The 16,254-nt window shown below is 33.6% G+C and carries 10 protein-coding genes, 1 pseudogene and 1 riboswitch; of the genes and pseudogenes, 3 read left to right on the plus strand and 8 right to left on the minus strand.

Going from position 1 to position 16,254, the window contains the following annotated elements:
• Positions 1-92: 92 nt before the first annotated feature.
• A riboswitch (TPP riboswitch) is annotated at positions 93-191 on the minus strand.
• Positions 192-718: 527 nt separating this feature from the next.
• The 5 genes and pseudogenes from LEP1GSC049_RS211785 to LEP1GSC049_RS211765 all read right to left on the minus strand — a co-directional run bounded on the left by LEP1GSC049_RS211785 (position 719) and on the right by LEP1GSC049_RS211765 (position 8,807).
• Positions 719-1,564 (minus strand): hypothetical protein, encoded by an 846-nt coding sequence (locus LEP1GSC049_RS211785; protein ID WP_004763284.1) that lies wholly within the window; start codon positions 1,562-1,564, stop codon positions 719-721.
• 519 nt (positions 1,565-2,083) lie between these two features.
• Positions 2,084-3,001: pseudogene (locus LEP1GSC049_RS0206745) on the minus strand (tetratricopeptide repeat protein); the annotation flags it as partial.
• A gap of 194 nt (positions 3,002-3,195) precedes the next feature.
• Positions 3,196-4,689, minus strand: coding sequence for a WGR domain-containing protein (locus LEP1GSC049_RS211775; RefSeq protein WP_004755788.1), 1,494 nt, complete (start codon positions 4,687-4,689; stop codon positions 3,196-3,198).
• A gap of 643 nt (positions 4,690-5,332) precedes the next feature.
• Positions 5,333-7,306, minus strand: a complete 1,974-nt coding sequence (locus LEP1GSC049_RS211770; RefSeq protein WP_004755900.1) for a WGR domain-containing protein — start codon at positions 7,304-7,306, stop codon at positions 5,333-5,335.
• Between the two features lie 352 nt (positions 7,307-7,658).
• Positions 7,659-8,807 (minus strand): DUF4303 domain-containing protein, encoded by a 1,149-nt coding sequence (locus LEP1GSC049_RS211765; protein ID WP_004755848.1) that lies wholly within the window; start codon positions 8,805-8,807, stop codon positions 7,659-7,661.
• 533 nt (positions 8,808-9,340) lie between these two features.
• On the opposite strand from LEP1GSC049_RS211765, the gene LEP1GSC049_RS211760 reads away from it, so the two are divergent.
• Positions 9,341-9,919 carry an LBF_2127 family putative lipoprotein gene (locus LEP1GSC049_RS211760; RefSeq protein WP_025186077.1) on the plus strand — a complete coding sequence of 193 codons (579 nt, stop codon included), beginning with the start codon at positions 9,341-9,343 and terminating at the stop codon, positions 9,917-9,919.
• Between the two features lie 98 nt (positions 9,920-10,017).
• Positions 10,018-10,236, plus strand: a complete 219-nt coding sequence (locus tag LEP1GSC049_RS211755; protein ID WP_004769232.1) for a hypothetical protein — start codon at positions 10,018-10,020, stop codon at positions 10,234-10,236.
• 264 nt (positions 10,237-10,500) lie between these two features.
• Here LEP1GSC049_RS211755 and LEP1GSC049_RS211750 read toward each other — a convergent pair whose 3' ends face one another.
• A complete protein-coding gene (locus tag LEP1GSC049_RS211750) occupies positions 10,501-13,017 on the minus strand; it encodes an extracellular matrix-binding protein Lp95 (protein WP_016560925.1) in 2,517 nt (838 codons plus the stop codon).
• Between the two features lie 543 nt (positions 13,018-13,560).
• Here LEP1GSC049_RS211750 and LEP1GSC049_RS211745 point away from each other — a divergent pair.
• Entirely contained in the window at positions 13,561-14,259 is a 699-nt protein-coding gene (locus tag LEP1GSC049_RS211745; RefSeq protein ID WP_004755809.1) for a fatty acid desaturase CarF family protein, read from the plus strand.
• Here the strand turns inward: LEP1GSC049_RS211745 and LEP1GSC049_RS211740 are convergent.
• Positions 14,252-15,088 carry an LA_0991 family prenyltransferase-like protein gene (locus tag LEP1GSC049_RS211740; protein WP_004757018.1) on the minus strand — a complete coding sequence of 279 codons (837 nt, stop codon included), beginning with the start codon at positions 15,086-15,088 and terminating at the stop codon, positions 14,252-14,254. The genes LEP1GSC049_RS211745 and LEP1GSC049_RS211740 overlap by 8 nt on opposite strands.
• A gap of 37 nt (positions 15,089-15,125) precedes the next feature.
• Positions 15,126-16,136: a mechanosensitive ion channel family protein gene (locus LEP1GSC049_RS211735; protein WP_016560942.1), complete on the minus strand. Its 1,011-nt coding sequence runs from the start codon at positions 16,134-16,136 to the stop codon at positions 15,126-15,128.
• Positions 16,137-16,254: the final 118 nt, after the last annotated feature.

A 16,254-nucleotide genomic window follows, 5' to 3' on the forward strand; every position in this document is an offset into this window, starting at 1 on the left:
GAACCGAGGTAGGAATATAACCTTAAAGATAAGGTCTTGTAAGAATTTATATAGACGAAATTTGAAAATACATTCAAAAAATTGAATATATAAATTTTACAGGTCCGTTTTCCTACGCAGGTTTTATCCTGATCAGGTTCCGGGGACTCTCTCAGAGGTTCATCCAGTGAACCCCACCCCCAACGTCCAGGTAAAGATTTTGTTCTTAAGTATTTTAAGGCAAGTAGAAAAAGTTTTGATTGTTTATCTTTAGATTGTTTGAAGTGTTCTACCTATTTTTGAATTTATGGCATTTTGAGAAAGGTTGAGTTTTTTCTTTAAAACCTGTCCCAAAATAGATCTTAAAGAATCTCTATAAAATTTAAAATTGGTGATCATCCAATCAAGTTTTTTCATAAAATCGTTGTTTAGTGATTGTTATCTAATTTAAAATTTATTTTATAAAAGTTTTTTCTGCTCGGTAAGTTTATAATCCGTTTAGTTTTCTATATTAGAATTGTTGAAAATTAGTCTCCATCAACTTCTGCTTCATGGAAACGGTCGATTGATACAGTTTTTTTTGATCGAATTATAGAATTTTTCAACAACTCTATTTTTGAAATTTGATTTCAACATAGTAGAATATCTTACTCATATTGATATTTTTTAGATTTTTCTATTGATGTTTGTGTAATAGATTAACTTTTTATATAGTTTGGAATGGTGAAGTTATTTGGTTCTAGTCAAAATGTTCTATTTCCCATTCATTAAAATGAATTTGATTGTTTTCACAGACAAGTTCATTTATACAGAAAGAAAAATTTTCAATCGATTTATCTTCTAGAACAAATCGATCCTTATGAATTTCAAAATATCTAAAATCTGTACCTCGATAAGATTCAGCCAGAAGAAACCGATTATTTCCTAAAGAAAGAAAATCAAAATTGGATTGAGATACTGAAAAACAATCTAAAATATTAGATTTTCGAACTAAACAAAGTTCTTTATGATCCGTCGTACTATGTTTCGAAACGGCAAGATAAAGAATCAATTTAACTTCCGAGTCGATTTTATAATTCATCAATAAGTTAATGGAAAGTTCTGGGAATCTAATTCTTTGTTTGATTTGTTTTTTTAATTCCGGTTCCAAGTTGGACAGATTCTGATCGGGTTGAAAAAATTTATTATCTTCATTTGGAAACCATTCTTTCCAAGAATCTGTTTTTCTGACTTCGTATAAAGAGCGTTTGGTGAGAATGGGTTGATCTCGAAATGAGATTTCTGCTTCTGCAACTCGGATCATTTGTGCACAGGCTTCAGTAGTACAAAACGGATCTTTATACCAGATAGGATAACGAACCTTTAAAAGTTTTTGTTCCGGATCAAAAGTGTAGTTACGACCTTCAATTTCTATGTAAAAGGGAAGTTTTTTGTTTCCTTTTGCAATAAATATCTTTCTGGAATCGATGTCTATCTTTTGACAGTATAAGTTCGATAGTATAATCAAAGCCAATAAAAGAAAGGATTTGTTTGATATTTTAGTATTTAGAAATTTATAAAAGTTGAATGTTAGGCGATCTTTCATGATTTTAATTATCGGGGTATTGCTCGGAATTATGTAATAAGATATTCAACATTTTTTTATTTAAATAACGTAAGTTTGGCATAATCAATGCGAAAGCGATTCTTATGTTGTGCCTAAAGCGCGGTTCGTAGAGAGCATTTTGCTGAGTTTACGCGATTTGTTTCATTGAATTTTTAATTCGCTAAAATTTTCTCCATGAAATTTAGGTTAAATAGAGTTGTGATAAAAATTTATTACTTTGTCTCCGTATGTTGATATATTTTATGCCATATTGATGAGCTAATTTATAGTTTATTTAGAAGTTTCTAATAGAAACGAATAGATCTAAATTAGAGTTGTTGAAAAATTCCATAGTTCAGATTAACAAAATGCTTCAGTCGACCGTTCCCGTAAAACAGAAATATATGAAGGATTCATTTTTCAACAACTCTATTTTTTTTAAATCAAACTTAAAAAATTTGTACATGCCAAAAATTATTATTTTTGAATATTTAAAAAATAATATATACATCTAGGCTATCAAATTTCGTGTTCGACTATAAATTCGTTTCCCGAATCATGTTCGGCGTGAACGAAAAAAAGTAAAGGCAGCTTTTTTATTTTCTGAAAACTTTCTTCCTGCGTTAGACGATTTACTATTCTTTCAAAAGACTCCTGCGAGTAAATTCTATCTCTGTGTTCTAAATCGTTTTCATAGATTGTATCTTTATCCGTACCATGATAGGTTCTGTATTTTATTTTCGCTTTTTCAACGTTTTTGTAAGTTTCGATACAAAGATAGTACGAAAATCCATCGTCGTCGTAATCCCATTCCATAAGAATTGCACCTACTTTAGAATCTGAATTTTTAGAAACACTAAACTCGTTTAGAATAGAATCGATTTCTTTTGCTAAATTTTCCTCGATGGGAGAAAGTTTTTTAGGATCGGATTTCCAGCCAGACTGAGTGTGTAGATCCTTTAGCTCTGCGAATTTAAACGCTATTTGATGAGGTGTTTCTAATTTAAAATTAGATTGTGTGATATTTTTCGTGGCAAACATATCTCGTTCTATAATTTCGGATCGATTTCGAATCAACTCTATACAATCTTGCTCTTTGAAAAACGTCTCGCTTACAAATTCATTGGAACCGTTTTTTAATAAAAATTGAAATACCGTTAGGTCGATCAAAGGTTTTAGATCATTGTCTTTAGCTAACTTTTCGACCGTATAACCGCGATTTAACGCTTCCATCACGGCTCTAATTGCAGACGTTGTATCTTCTAGTTTTACATAAACGCAGGCCAGATTGAGAAAAAAAGATCCTAAATCGGTTTGAATTTCCCAGGGATTTCCTAATTCTGCGATTGCTTCTGAATATTGTTGTATTAGAAAATACGCAACTAGAACATTTGTATAAATGTTTCCTTTGTCTGCTTCGATTTTTTGAAATTGATTTGAAGCTTTCGATTTTTTTGTTTTAGGTTTTGCACTAATTTTCCCTTGTTTTCGTTTGGAATCGGATTCCCACTTACATCGATGGATTGTTTTTGATTCTTTCTAAAAGAAAATTTTGATTCATAATTTATCAAATTGATCTGATAGAAAATATTGCATAACTAAAAACAAAAGCGAATTGTATTAAGCTTTTATTAAGCACTTTTATACTTAAGCTGTTTTAGATCACAGTCGTTTTCGTCTGCGTCGGTTCGAACTCCAAGATAAGTAGGTTGATACAAGGAGCCTCCTCTGTATGCATATAAATAACGAACTTCGATTATATCTTTTTCTTCCGGCATTTCAAAGTTGATCGGTATGGTAACGTTACCGACTGAAACCCAATCGTTACCGTCGTAGAGACGCATACTAACGCTACGTTTTAAATTTACCGTTTCTACGCTTACCGTTGCGGTTTCATAAAATTTAAATTTAATCTGAGAGCCTCTGCTTGCGGGACGACCCGCTTTATAAGGAGCATTCAAATCTTTGAATACGATTCCTTCTTTTTGTTTTGTTTGTAATTCTTCGAACATAAGTTTTTTGTCTTTTGTGGACGTGACCAATTTTACGATACGAAAGGTATCATCTGGGGCTTTTAAAATAGATTCCAGTATCGTATAACGTTCTTGATAGGGAAGATGTTGAATATCGTTTCCGTCTTTAGAAAAAATGTCGAAAGGATAAAACACGTCTCCGATTGCTTCTCCGTCTAAAATAAAATCTTCTGTAAAATCAAGAGAATGATCGTGTAAAATTTGAGAAATTGCAATGATCAAACCTTTACGATTGATTCCTTCTATGTTGTTGCCGATTTTACGAATCATCATACGATTTCCGTCTAATTTTTCTTGGGCACCATATTGATCATTTTCGATATATGAGGAAAGTTCTTCTTCGTCGATAGGGTTGAGTAGTTGACAATGAACTCCACTGATTCGTTCTTCTTTTGTAGAATGTAGATAAGGAGTACCGGATTCTATTTCCGTGTATCCTTTGGCCATCTTGGAATTTACGAGCTGACGCATAATTTTTTGTGCGGCCTCATAAGATACTGGCTTTGAGGTTTTGCTTCCGGTTTGGAGAGAGCTTCCCCTTCTGCCGAACGCAAAATGAACTACGTAACCGTCACCTTCCGGATCTATATTTACATGATAAACTTTATCGCTACCATCCCCTTGATAATAAAGGCTGATTTTATTTAACTCTGTAGAATTTTCCGAAGGAGAGGTTTCTAAATTTCGTTCTTGAACTTTAGAGTTTTGTTTTAAATTTTCTTTTTTAGTCTCAGTTTTTTGAGAGTGTGGTTCGGTTGGTTTTAAATTTTTTTCAGATTTTGAAATTACGATTTTATCTGTTTCTTGCCGACTGGATTTTGTTTTCTCTTCAGGTTTAGAAATTATAATTTTATTAACTTCTTGTTGAACTTCTTTCGGAGATTTGTTTCCTTCTATATAACCTTTTTTTAATTTTTCTGAAAGTAACTTTTGAGCTTCTTTGACGCAAATTTCTTCGTTATCAAAAGTTTTGGTTTGAGAAATACCGGCTGTACCGGTTTTACCGTAAGTAACCGTAAAAGAATTTCCGGAAACTTCTATGTTCCAGAATTTATCAGATTTATCGTCTTTGAATGTTAGGTGGTGGTTCATTTGATGGATCCTAGATTCTTTGAAATATAGATTTATTGATTAGTTTATCAGTATATTAAGGTTGAATAATATTTTTAATCGATTGATATGTGTTTTTTGTATCTCGGTGGTTAGTAAAGCTCACTATTCAAATGAATACTCAAAATTTTCTACTGAAACGCGCGCTTTTTCATAAAAACTTACAGTATTCAATTTTATACCTCACGGTTTTATTTTTTTTAGAATGAAAGTTACTCTAACCAATAGAAATCAATCAGAGTCTTCTCTAAAACTTTAAAATTAAGTCATAACATGGTTGATAACAAACCGTAGTAACTTTTATACATTACGCTTTATACTACAATAGATACGTTTTTAGTAGAATTTAAAAATTATAAGAGTTTCTACATGATTGAATTTTATACAACTTCTAAATAACGTGAGTTCTGGTAAGGATTCATTTTTCTAAAAAAATTAGAATCTGAATCCTGCAGATTGATTTTTAAAATGTGGGAACTACCACAAATCATGGTTTTACGAATCAATTCTAAAATCGTAGAGACTCATACTTTTAGAAAATTCTTTCTTAGCCAAACTCATTTTAAATAAAGTAGTAAGTAGTCTTTGAATACAAATTCAAACTCTGTCCTTGTATTGTCCGATCTTATTTTTTTACTTTGATATACATATCTCCGTTTTCTTTAATTTTATATTCCACATAGTTCGATTTTTTTACAGCCTCTTCTATCTGAGCCAGAGTTACGTCGTGGTATTTTGTTTTAGAGATGATTTCTAAAATGGCGTTAACGTGATAAAATGAATCGTCTTTGATAGTACAGAACGCTTTGTACTTCTTTTTATTTTCATAGATAAATGGAATCAGACTGGTTATCTCTGCAATAGGATCGGAGACACTCATGATGGAGACAGGAGTGCTAAAATCATCCGTTTCAAGAATATATTGGAATCGTTTTTCTTTTTGGTTAAAGAATTCGTATTTTTTTTCACCTTCGGGGGTTTTAATGTAAAGATACTTGCGCCATTGTTTATCACAGATAGAAATCATATCCTTGAGGATTTGTTTTATATCTTTTCTCTCCGCACTTTGTGCTAAAAGTTTTTCGCCAACTTCCAAAGCAAGTTCTGGTTTGTAATCGCTATTATCCGCAAGCGCTCGTAACAACGGATCTTTAATTTCTGGATGAATATCTAGTTTTAAAGGATCACGTCCGTAGGAAACCGTTTTGTTTTTTTCCAATCGATCTTTATTGAAACGTATCTGAAATTTTTGAATCTGTTCGTCAGTAAGAGGAGTGCCGTTGATATTCAGTTGTTCTAGTTCTGTAAAGTCGTGTAGAAATTCAAGGTCGTTCAATTTTGTGTCTTGCAGAGAAAGTTGGCGTAACTTTTTCAATTTCGTTACGGTGGAAAAATCTAACTCTGTACATCTGTCTGCGGTTAAGAAATTAATTTCTTTTAGCATAGAAACGTCTTTGACCGGAGTTCCGGAAATATCCACACTAAATAGCTTTTTTTTAGCTAATGCCAAAATCGCAATATCAGAAACGGAAGTGTCGGCTAAACGTATGATTTCTAACTTGAATTTTTTTTCGGCCAAAAGCGCTTCTAAAGGTTTTAGATCAGAAATTGCGGAATCGGTTAAATTCAATTTTTCTAAAGTTAGTATTGATTCAAATGTAGGTTCCTTATCTTTGTTTTCAGATTGACTGCGGAAAGTTTGTTTCCAAACTTCGCTGAGATTATTCCACCAGTTTGTTTTTAAGTCTGCAAAAGGATCTGCAGGGCGTTCGGCAATCGGGATTTCGATTTCTATTTCGAATTCGTCACAAAGTTCTTTTAGAAACAGTGAGCCAATATTATAATATTCTAGATTGATTTCATCCTCCAATTCGTGAATAACTGGAAAAATGGCAGGTTCTCCTTCTTTATTTTTTTCGGTTGGGTGATAGATCCAATCTGAATTGTCCGTAAACTTGAGAGGACAGAATACGTTACTTTCTTTACCATCGAAGATTTCATAGACCCGATCTCCATCATCGAAAATATCAAAATCGAAATAACATTTTCCTAATTCTATTCGATTTGTTTTTAACGTGTTATGTTTTTCAATTAGTTTTAAGAATGACTTTGGAAATTTCTTGTAAGAATTTGAATTACCAGGAGGTTCGGCCGTAAGAGTGTTTCCGTTTTTAAATTCTACGATCAAAGTATTTCCGTTTATTTTTGCCCCCGTCGCATGTTCGAAAATTTTATGTAATACCGGTTCAAAGCCGGTAGAGTCGACTAGATAAGAAAAGTGTTTTATTAAATCTTTCTGTAGATCTTTAGAATTTACAATTTTTTCCCATTCTTGGCGAAAATCGTTGGGCGTTTGTGCGGAAGTTTTTTCTTTTTGGGAAAAAGTTTGTGTGTTTCCTTCTATATAACCTTTTTTTAATTTTTCTGAAAGTAACTTTTGAGCTTCTTTGACGCAAATTTCTTCGTTATCAAAAGTTTTGGTTTGAGAAGTACCGGCTGTACCGGTTTTACCGTAAGTAACCGTAAAAGAATTTCCGGAAACTTCTATGTTCCAGAATTTATCAGATTTATCGTCTTTGAATGTTAGGTGGTGGTTCATATTTCTATCCGAAATTGATTTAGTATATTCTATTTAATGAATACATCTTTGATTTAAATCTGATTCTTTTTCCAAGATATTCTGAAAAAACGGTTGAATCTATATATTTGTATCTTCTGTCGTTTTTTTTGAGACAAATTTTGAAGTGTATAAAACGGTGTGAGTAAAATTTTCTTATGTCGAACTCACGTTAAATAAGTGATCCTCGCTGAACCTTTTGGTTTACTTCAAAAACTTGAGACTATTTCTCTCAAAAAAGACATAAGTTTCGGAGTAAATAGAGTCTGTGAGGAGTTCTATATTTCCCTGATAGATCAATGTTAACTTTTAATACATTGCTTAAATTAAAGATTCAATAATTATGTTCTGCTCTCAAACAATTGAAATCGGCTGAGGTTTTTAAATTTCGAAAAACCTCTTGCTGTATTAGATTATTTAAAATTGAATTCATTGCCTGCGCATACTCGCTGTTTTTTTGTTCTAGGTCGTCTGCGTTATAATGTTTATCGTAGAGTTCCTCGTCAAAGGGGCAATCGTCTTCGTCTTCATTTTCGTCGTACGTTTCTATAAAATCAGCGAGAGTATATTTCCAGTCTCCTACGTTATTTTTTAACTTTTGAATTTTCTCAGGAGTGTTGTAGTTGTTCGGCCATTTTGATTGATATTCTTGTAAAGTTTTTTCAAAGGCTTCGATACTGTTCATCTTGATATAAGAGGCATCGATTGCAAAACCGTAAAAAGTTTCATCTACGTGGGCTTTCGCAAAAGATTTGATTTTTTGAATTGCAAAATTTGTTAAAACGTCAACTTCAAATCCTTGTTTATTTTTATGATTCTCTTTTTCTTCGGTTTTAGAAGAACTAGTTTCTTCTTCTGTGGGAAGTCCTAGTTCTATTCTGTATTTTTTTATTTCGTCTTCGGTTCCAAGGAGAACAATGTTGTTTAAAAATAAATTTCCTAAGAAAGAATCTTTTGTCTGGAAAATATGATCCCATGCGGAACGTTCGTTTTGATCTTTTACCGAATGATCTATCCACATCGTATGTAAAAGATAATCTACGATTGCAATCGATTTCGTTTTAATTGCGTAGATTAGGATCGGATCTCCAAATTTTGCCGAATTCGTTTTTAACTCTATTCCAGGTGTGTTTTTATTTGCGATAAAAAATTCGATATCTCTATTGTTTACCGTTTCGATCAAAAGTTGATAAGTGGGGCGTTTCGGAGAAATGTTTTTTTCCGGAAAATTGTTCAGCCAATAATTGCGCCATCGATCTGCGTAATCGGGACCTTCTTCTTCTGGATAATATCCTTCCCAGGCTTTCCATTTTACGAAAGTTTCAAACTCTTTATGAGCTACGTTTGGATTTTCATATTCGTATGTTTGGGAAAGAATCCGATTGTTGTTCTCATATTGTTGTATCGTAATTTGTTCTTTTTCCAAATTCAATTCTATACGATTTGTAATGTTGTGTTTTTGTATCAGTTTGATTTGATTCATTGTAGGATTACTAACGGACTTTATTAGAATGGATAATTGATTTTATTTCAACCCGCATTATCAAATGACTCGAAAATTTAGGATTACATTAAGAACTTAGATCCGATTCAAATCATACTCAGTGCAGATCTTTGTTCAAGAAGCGGATTAAATTTTTATATTTTTAAAACGATGATTTTTAATTCCTTTTTTTGTATAGTGGAAATCTTTGATTTTTATCGAAGGAACTTCTATAAAAATCAAAGATAACGAGCCTAATCATTAGATTTCTATATAAATTGTCATTCTGTAGTTATCATCATATTAAAAATTCATTTTATAGGATTTTCTCTAAAAGAAAAAATAGTATGAATAATGTTAGTTTAAATCATTTCTAATCGACAGAATCTTTCAATTTAGAATAGGATTGGAATGTTTTGACAGTGTAAAGTTTCATAACGTATTTAGGCTTATCATTTACAAAATCAATTTTATCGGACCTTGATTTAGAAGGCGTTTTTAAAATACGTTTTAAAAGAATCAATCGTTTGAATTTGAATAATAAAATCAAATCGTATTTACTGGTTTTACTATATTTTTTGGCTCACTGTAAGGTAGATATAAGACAGATCCCTCCTAGGGAATATAACGAGTTAAAAACAAGCGTTTTTAATGCTCCGATTTATATCGGTAAATTTGAAGTTTTCAAATCCAATTCGTTACAGGAAACTAAAGCCTGGAAGGCCACTTTAAAATCTGTTATCAAAAGCAATAGGGCTTTTTCCGAAATAAAAGACGGAGAAGAATTTCAACCAGATTCGTATATTCTTGATGTTGAAATCAGTCCTGATTATAAGGAAGAATATAACTACTGGTGGACATGGCCGGCTATTTATCCGTTTCCCGGCTATTGGCCTTTACAAATTAGAAAAGCAGAATATACTGTTAGGATTGCTACCACAATATCAAGAAGTAATAAAATTCTACTTCAATCGGAGCTTGAACAATCAGGTCAAGAAAACATTTATATATATGGATTTTATCGCACGAGTGAAATCGAGGAAATGGTTGAAAATACCAATTTGGTAATTTTGGAAAGATGGATCAAAGATATTTTAAGCAAATCGTTTTAATCGGGACACTTGTATTCTATACGTGTATTTCCATTCCGGAGGTGCCTAACAATGGTTTCGAGCGATGTATTGCACATTATTATAACGTAAAAAGAAGAATGAGAGAAATCCAAATTCAAAATAAGAACTTTACTGCAGTTATTGTTTTGATTTCTTTTGGGGTTGGTTTTTGGGTCGGTCCTATTGGGTTTGTTCCTTTGATTGTACTTCCATACACACAATACCGTAATAAAAAGAAAACCGATGAAATCCGGGAGGAGTGGGAGAAGGAGTATTGTACAAATTCATCTGAAGCTCCGATTGAAAACAGCAAGTAGTATGAGTTCCCACGTTTTAGATATCCGGTTTATAAGTTTGATTATTGTTATTGGGTATGACAACTTTTTAGAATAGTTAGCGTGAGTTCGAAGAATCCAATGCGAAAGCAAGTTATTTTAGTTATGAAATTTGAGAGCCATACTTTGTATCTTTTTTCGATATATAATCTTGTGTCACCGAACATAAATCTAAGTTTTAGAATAAACTTCGAAGAGCGCATCCGTTTTTTGGGATGCGTTTTTTTTAATTTTTGTTCTCAGATGTTATTGTTCCACGCATAGAATGCTGGCGGGATAATCTTTCCAGTTGTAAGGATCCATATGATCGGGCAAGATTAACTTTGAACAGGTGTCCTGAGTGTTATAAATGGAACTGGCATATTTCTTATTTGCAAGTCCAAATGCACCCGATTCTCCAGTGTTAGAAGAAGTCCAATTGAGACAGTTGATTTGTTTGCCATTGACAATTTGATTTCTCCAGGTTTGATCCAGTCCCGTCCAAATCGTATAATTTCCATCAAAAAAATTCTGCAAGGGAAACGTAAAAAGTCCCGCCGAATTGGTTGTACCGATCACGGTTTCGTCTGCGCGTTTGTATTCTTGGAGAGGTTGTAAAACCCAGTCGATCTGTCCGTCTCCCGCGTTTGGACTAACGGAAGCGCGACGTGTATCACCTACGAGCATCGCTTTATAGTCAGCTCCCAAAGAAAGAAGTTTTTCCGGCTTATTGGAATCCAGATTACAATAAGCGTCCGCTTGAGCGATTCCTCCGAAGTTCGCGTTATGCCCCATTTGTGGAACAAAGACGTATTTATAATTACAATAGTTTACTCCATATCTCGAAAGCAATCTTTCGATTAAAATGTCTCCGTATGTCTGATCGAGTGTATTTCTATTTCTAAAGCCAGACATATATTCATCATTTCTAAAGTAGTGTATCGAAGAGTCTTCGTATATATTTCCTAGTAGTTGTGATCCTTGATAAGATTCATCGAAGGGTCTGCCTGGTTTCGGAAAATCATCAACCCGGATTCCACCCATTTTGTGATGCCAAGACGTATGTCCCAACTCGTGTAGAGTGACGTTTTGAGAATTATAATATAGATTTTGTTGTCTCATCACTTGAACGTACTGTGTAGCGTTTGCAATGGTAGGACTACAACCGTTACAAGCTTTATACGCAGAAGGATTGAAGTGATAGGTAGTGACCCCGTTTGTCGTGCTAAAAAAAACGTCTGAATTTCCGTAATAATCATCAAAATAAATATCTGTAATTGGAACGATCGAATAACCCGATTCGGAAATGGACATGGCACTATTATTAGAGATCATAAAAAAATCAGAGAGATACACCGTAACGTCTTCTCCGTTTTGCCGGGGTGTATAAACTTTTAACAAATCCGGCCATAACTTAGATTGATTTTGTTCGTAATACAACATCGTCGCCAGAAGTCGTTCATCTGGATTGTTTAAATTTAAAGGAGTTTTTCCCGGAGTTTTTGGTTTTGAGTTGTACCAGTTTTCAACCGCGACCTGGTTGATATTCGGCTGAATCATCGAAAGAGATTGGATTCCTTGAATTTCCAGTTTGAAGTATTTTTTAGTGGCTTCATAAAATTCAGAAGTTAGAATGTTTCCCCAGTTAACCAAAGAACTTGTCGTTGTATATTGAGTATCTCCAAATCGTACGATGTGGATTTTGATCGTATCTAGAGATGTAGTGGCATTTACGGGAACCGGAGCTTCCGGATTATGAAGATCTTTGACGTCTCTTATGACTTCCATCTTTTTTGAAGTGCCTGCGCCGGAAGAACAGTCTTCATAATATTCGATTTTAAATTTAAACTTCATATCATTTGAATGTTTGAATTTAACCGAAGCTGGAACTTGGAAACGCATGGTAAAAATTCCCTGAGGATAATCGGAAATGGAAATCGGGAAATCATTCTCAGTAGTACATACCGTACTGACTCGGTACTTAGAAGTAGTATTCGGAATCATGAATAAAGTAAGAACTGAAAACTGAAGTTCCTTTCCCGAAACATCTAGCAAATCCACAAAAATCCGTTTATGTAAGGATTTAATTTTGTTTAAATTCAATGCAAAAATGTAAGTTTTTCCGCGATAGAGACTCGCTATACTTGAAATCGGAGATCCGTTTAAGTAAAGAGATACGTCTCGATTGTTTGTCACCATATCGTTGATTACGTTATTAAATTTAGGATCTTCTACGGGAGTAATCGTGATGTTGTCGGTTACGGTAGGATACTGAGTATCAGGATTTCCTTCCGTGGTAAACGTATAGGTACCGGTAGGCCAATTGAGAGTGGAAAATGACATTTGATAGGGTATTCCCGCTGCTATCAAATCGGATTTTTCCGTAATATCTTTTGAATCCATATGTTTGGTTTGTGTCGGAAGTTTTTCTTGATTTTGAAAGTCTGAAAGTTCTTGAGGCGTAAGATCTTTCCAAATTCCCATATAGGTCTTAAAACGAGTGTTAGCTGGAGGATAAAACAAAACGTTGACTGTTGTTCCGGAAGGAATTGAGACCGGTTCACACGAGGGCCCGTGTGCGTTTAGTATATAAATATAACCTTTAGAAGGGTCGTGAGTGGGAGCGCAGGCAGGAATCGTAAGTAGTTGGGTACTGGTCGTGGTTCGGGTCAAATTTAAAATCGAATCGGCGGTCCCGGATAAAAATCCGAGTTCCTCATTTTGATTTTTTATACAACCTAACAATGTATATACGATTATCAAACATAAAAGTATCTGTTTCATTTCATTCTCCTTAAATTAAAAATTTTGAATCTTCCTAAATTTTTAGTGTAAGTTTTGACATTTGAATTGCTAAAGTTTGCCTGCTTTTTTATGAAACCGAAAAAAAATATAAAAGATTTAAGTAAATAAATTTTATATAATAATTTTATCATAAAAAAATATAACTATCATTATATTCTGAACGGAATTACGGGGGTTGTTTTTAACTTTGATACCGGTTCAAAATGTATGGTCTTTTACTACTGCTTTGTTTTATGCTGTTGGTATTTAGACGAAATCTCTGATTTAACACTAAGGACCGTAAAAGTGTCGTTAGGTGTTTTTAGACTTCGATCCGAATATTTTAGGAATTGTGTTTTTATAGAATTATGGATCTCGAAAATCACTTAAAAAAATAGAACTGAAACATCTTAAAAAAATGGGTCCGTTTGGGCGAAAATTTTTGGTTTGTAAAGTTTCATTTTTTTTCAAATCCATACTTTCGTTCCTGAAAAAATCTCGCCTGAATTCTTATCTATAATAAGACTACACTTAGGAAGTCCTATGAAAACAGAACCAACTCAGCTTCAAAAACCAAATTTAACGATTCACAGAATTTTCGAGACATTAAGCGTTGTAGCTTTTATTTTACTTTCGATTTATTTCGGTTATCAACTTACTCTCTTATTTTTAGATTATTTTATTACTCATTCCTATTTGGCTGTGGCGATCCCTCTTGTGGTTTTGTTTTCTTGGCTCGGGGCCGATTTTCTTTCGGGACTTGTTCATTTTTTAGGGGATAGTGTAGGTTCGGAAAACACTCCGATTTTCGGGCCTGCATTTATATTTCCATTTAGGGATCATCACGTGGATCCGAAAGGAATTACCAGACATGATTTTATAGAAACCAACGGAAACAACTGTCTGGTTTCTTTACCTATTTTAGTATATTATGTTTTCTTTTGGGAGTCTGGGGGAACGTTTAGCTATTTACTCGCTTCTTTTTGGTTTTTTCTTCTTTTGGGGATTTTTGCCACCAATCAAATTCATAAATGGGCGCATCAAGATTCTCCTGCGGTGTTCATAAGAATATTACAAAAATATAAATTGATTTTGGGACCAAAACACCACGGAGTTCATCATACCGCTCCTCATGATACTTATTTTTGTATCACTACGGGTTGGTTAAATCCGATTTTAAAATACTTAAAGTTCTATGAAATTCTTCGTTGGATGTTGAGAATCCCTCCCGTGGTCAAATAGGGTACAATTTCCGAAAAATGACCGGAATACAGGCAAGGATGAAATAACCTTCCCCTAAAATTCTATAGAGCTGTTTTTTTTGAAAAAAAGATTCAAAAAATAGAATATTTACCGGAACTAAATAGCCTATACTCAGATAAAAAAATTCAGGTAAAATTATCCACTGGTTTTTCCAAAACCAAATCAGATTGAATACGGTTCCGATTCCGGATAACGCGATAACCAACTTTTTCAACGTCTTTTGCGAAATCCATTTTAGGATCGATTCTGCGTCTTCTTTTTTATCTATCTCTATTTCCATATAAGAATTTACGAATGAATTACAAAGTGTTGTCAAAAAAAATAAACCACACCAAATTCCCCATCCCGTTTTAGAAGTATATAAAATTGGACCGAACCAAACTCCAGCCGTATAAAGGATAGAAACGGAACATTCTTTCCAAAAAAAAGAAACTTGTAAATAAGAAAGTACGAAGTGTATCACTATAAAAATTCCTATAACTAAGGTTGCCAATAGAATTTTTTCCTTTAGGAATGTTATTCCGGATACAAAAGAAAAAATCGCTGCTAAACCGGTGATAACAATTAAGAATATTCTGTTTTTATAATAAAATTCGTGTCTTGGATTTGCACTTTTATCTCCAAGTTTCCAGCCGTCTATCCAATGATCCGCGCTGTAAATTACCCAAACCGTGACGGGAAGTAATATCCAGAATTCCGTCTTTAGATCTGAATTTAAAACGTAAGAAGCGAACCAGGCCGAAGAAACCGCTCCGCATACTATATCAATACTTAATACATTCCAATAGTAGAATATTCTGTAAAACATGGAATTGTCCTTTTCAACCGGAGGATAACATATTTCATCACTTGAACTCGATTCCTTCTTTTTGAAATTGAGAATGTAGTCTTTTGATCAATTCGTGTCGAATCAAAAATTGATCCGAAAATTCTAAACAGGGTAGATCCATTTGAAATCCTACCGCACTAGGTCCAAATTTTTGATAAGAGAAAGAAATTTCTCCGAGCGAATCGGATGGGTAAAACTTTTTTAAGACTTCATTTCCTATGTTTACGGCGAGTGATTCCACTTTTTCCAGATCGGTTTGATAGGTTATACTTGCTTCGATCGAAATCGAAAAACATTTTTTAGACAATTCTAAAGTAGTGACTACGGAGGAAGCCATCACAGAGTTCGGAACTACGATTATACTATCGTTACGTTTTCGAATTGTAGTGCTTCTCCAAGTGATGTCTTCGACGTAACCTTCTAATCCTTCTCCTTGCATTCGAACGTAGTCACCTTTTTTGAGTTGTTTTCCTAGAAGGATTCCTAAGCCGGAAAATAAATTCGAAAGTGTAGGTTGTAAACCGAGAGCGACTGCAATACCTCCTACTCCTAAAGCTCCTAATATGGGAACGATTGAAATTCCTAAGGATTGAAGAATCAATAAAATACAAACTGTAAACAATATGATCCGGATCGCGTTGCCTATGATGGAAGCGGAGGAAACCATTCCTTCTGTGTTGGTTTCTAATATCGCCGAAAAAAGATGAGAGAGTGAAATCGTACAAAGTACGATCGAAAGAATTTTGAAACTTAAAAAAACGGATTCTACCGAATTGAGTTTTAAGAATTTAAGAAATAAAAACAAAGAAAGTAAAAAGAAAAATAAACGGATGATTTTTCTTCCTGCTTTGTAAATAGGATGAGAGGTTAGAATTTTATTTCCGAAAAAAACTCCGAACAATTTAGGGCTGATTCTGTCGCTTAATAAATAACCCAAAAACGATACGAAAATAAAAACTCCGGTCGCTTTTCCTAATTCCCAGAGAAAGTCTTCAGAAAACCAGTCTTGAACTTCGTTCCAATTCATGAGAACATTTTTTATGTAAAATCCCAATCATGCAAGATCAAATCGTTTGATTTCATTTTGATATAAGGTTTAAGGAGTATCGTGTCTATTTCGTTCAAATTCTTTCCAAGGTCTTTGA

Origin of the sequence: Leptospira kirschneri serovar Cynopteri str. 3522 CT, from assembly GCF_000243695.2 — a bacterium.
Taxonomy (GTDB): domain Bacteria; phylum Spirochaetota; class Leptospiria; order Leptospirales; family Leptospiraceae; genus Leptospira; species Leptospira kirschneri.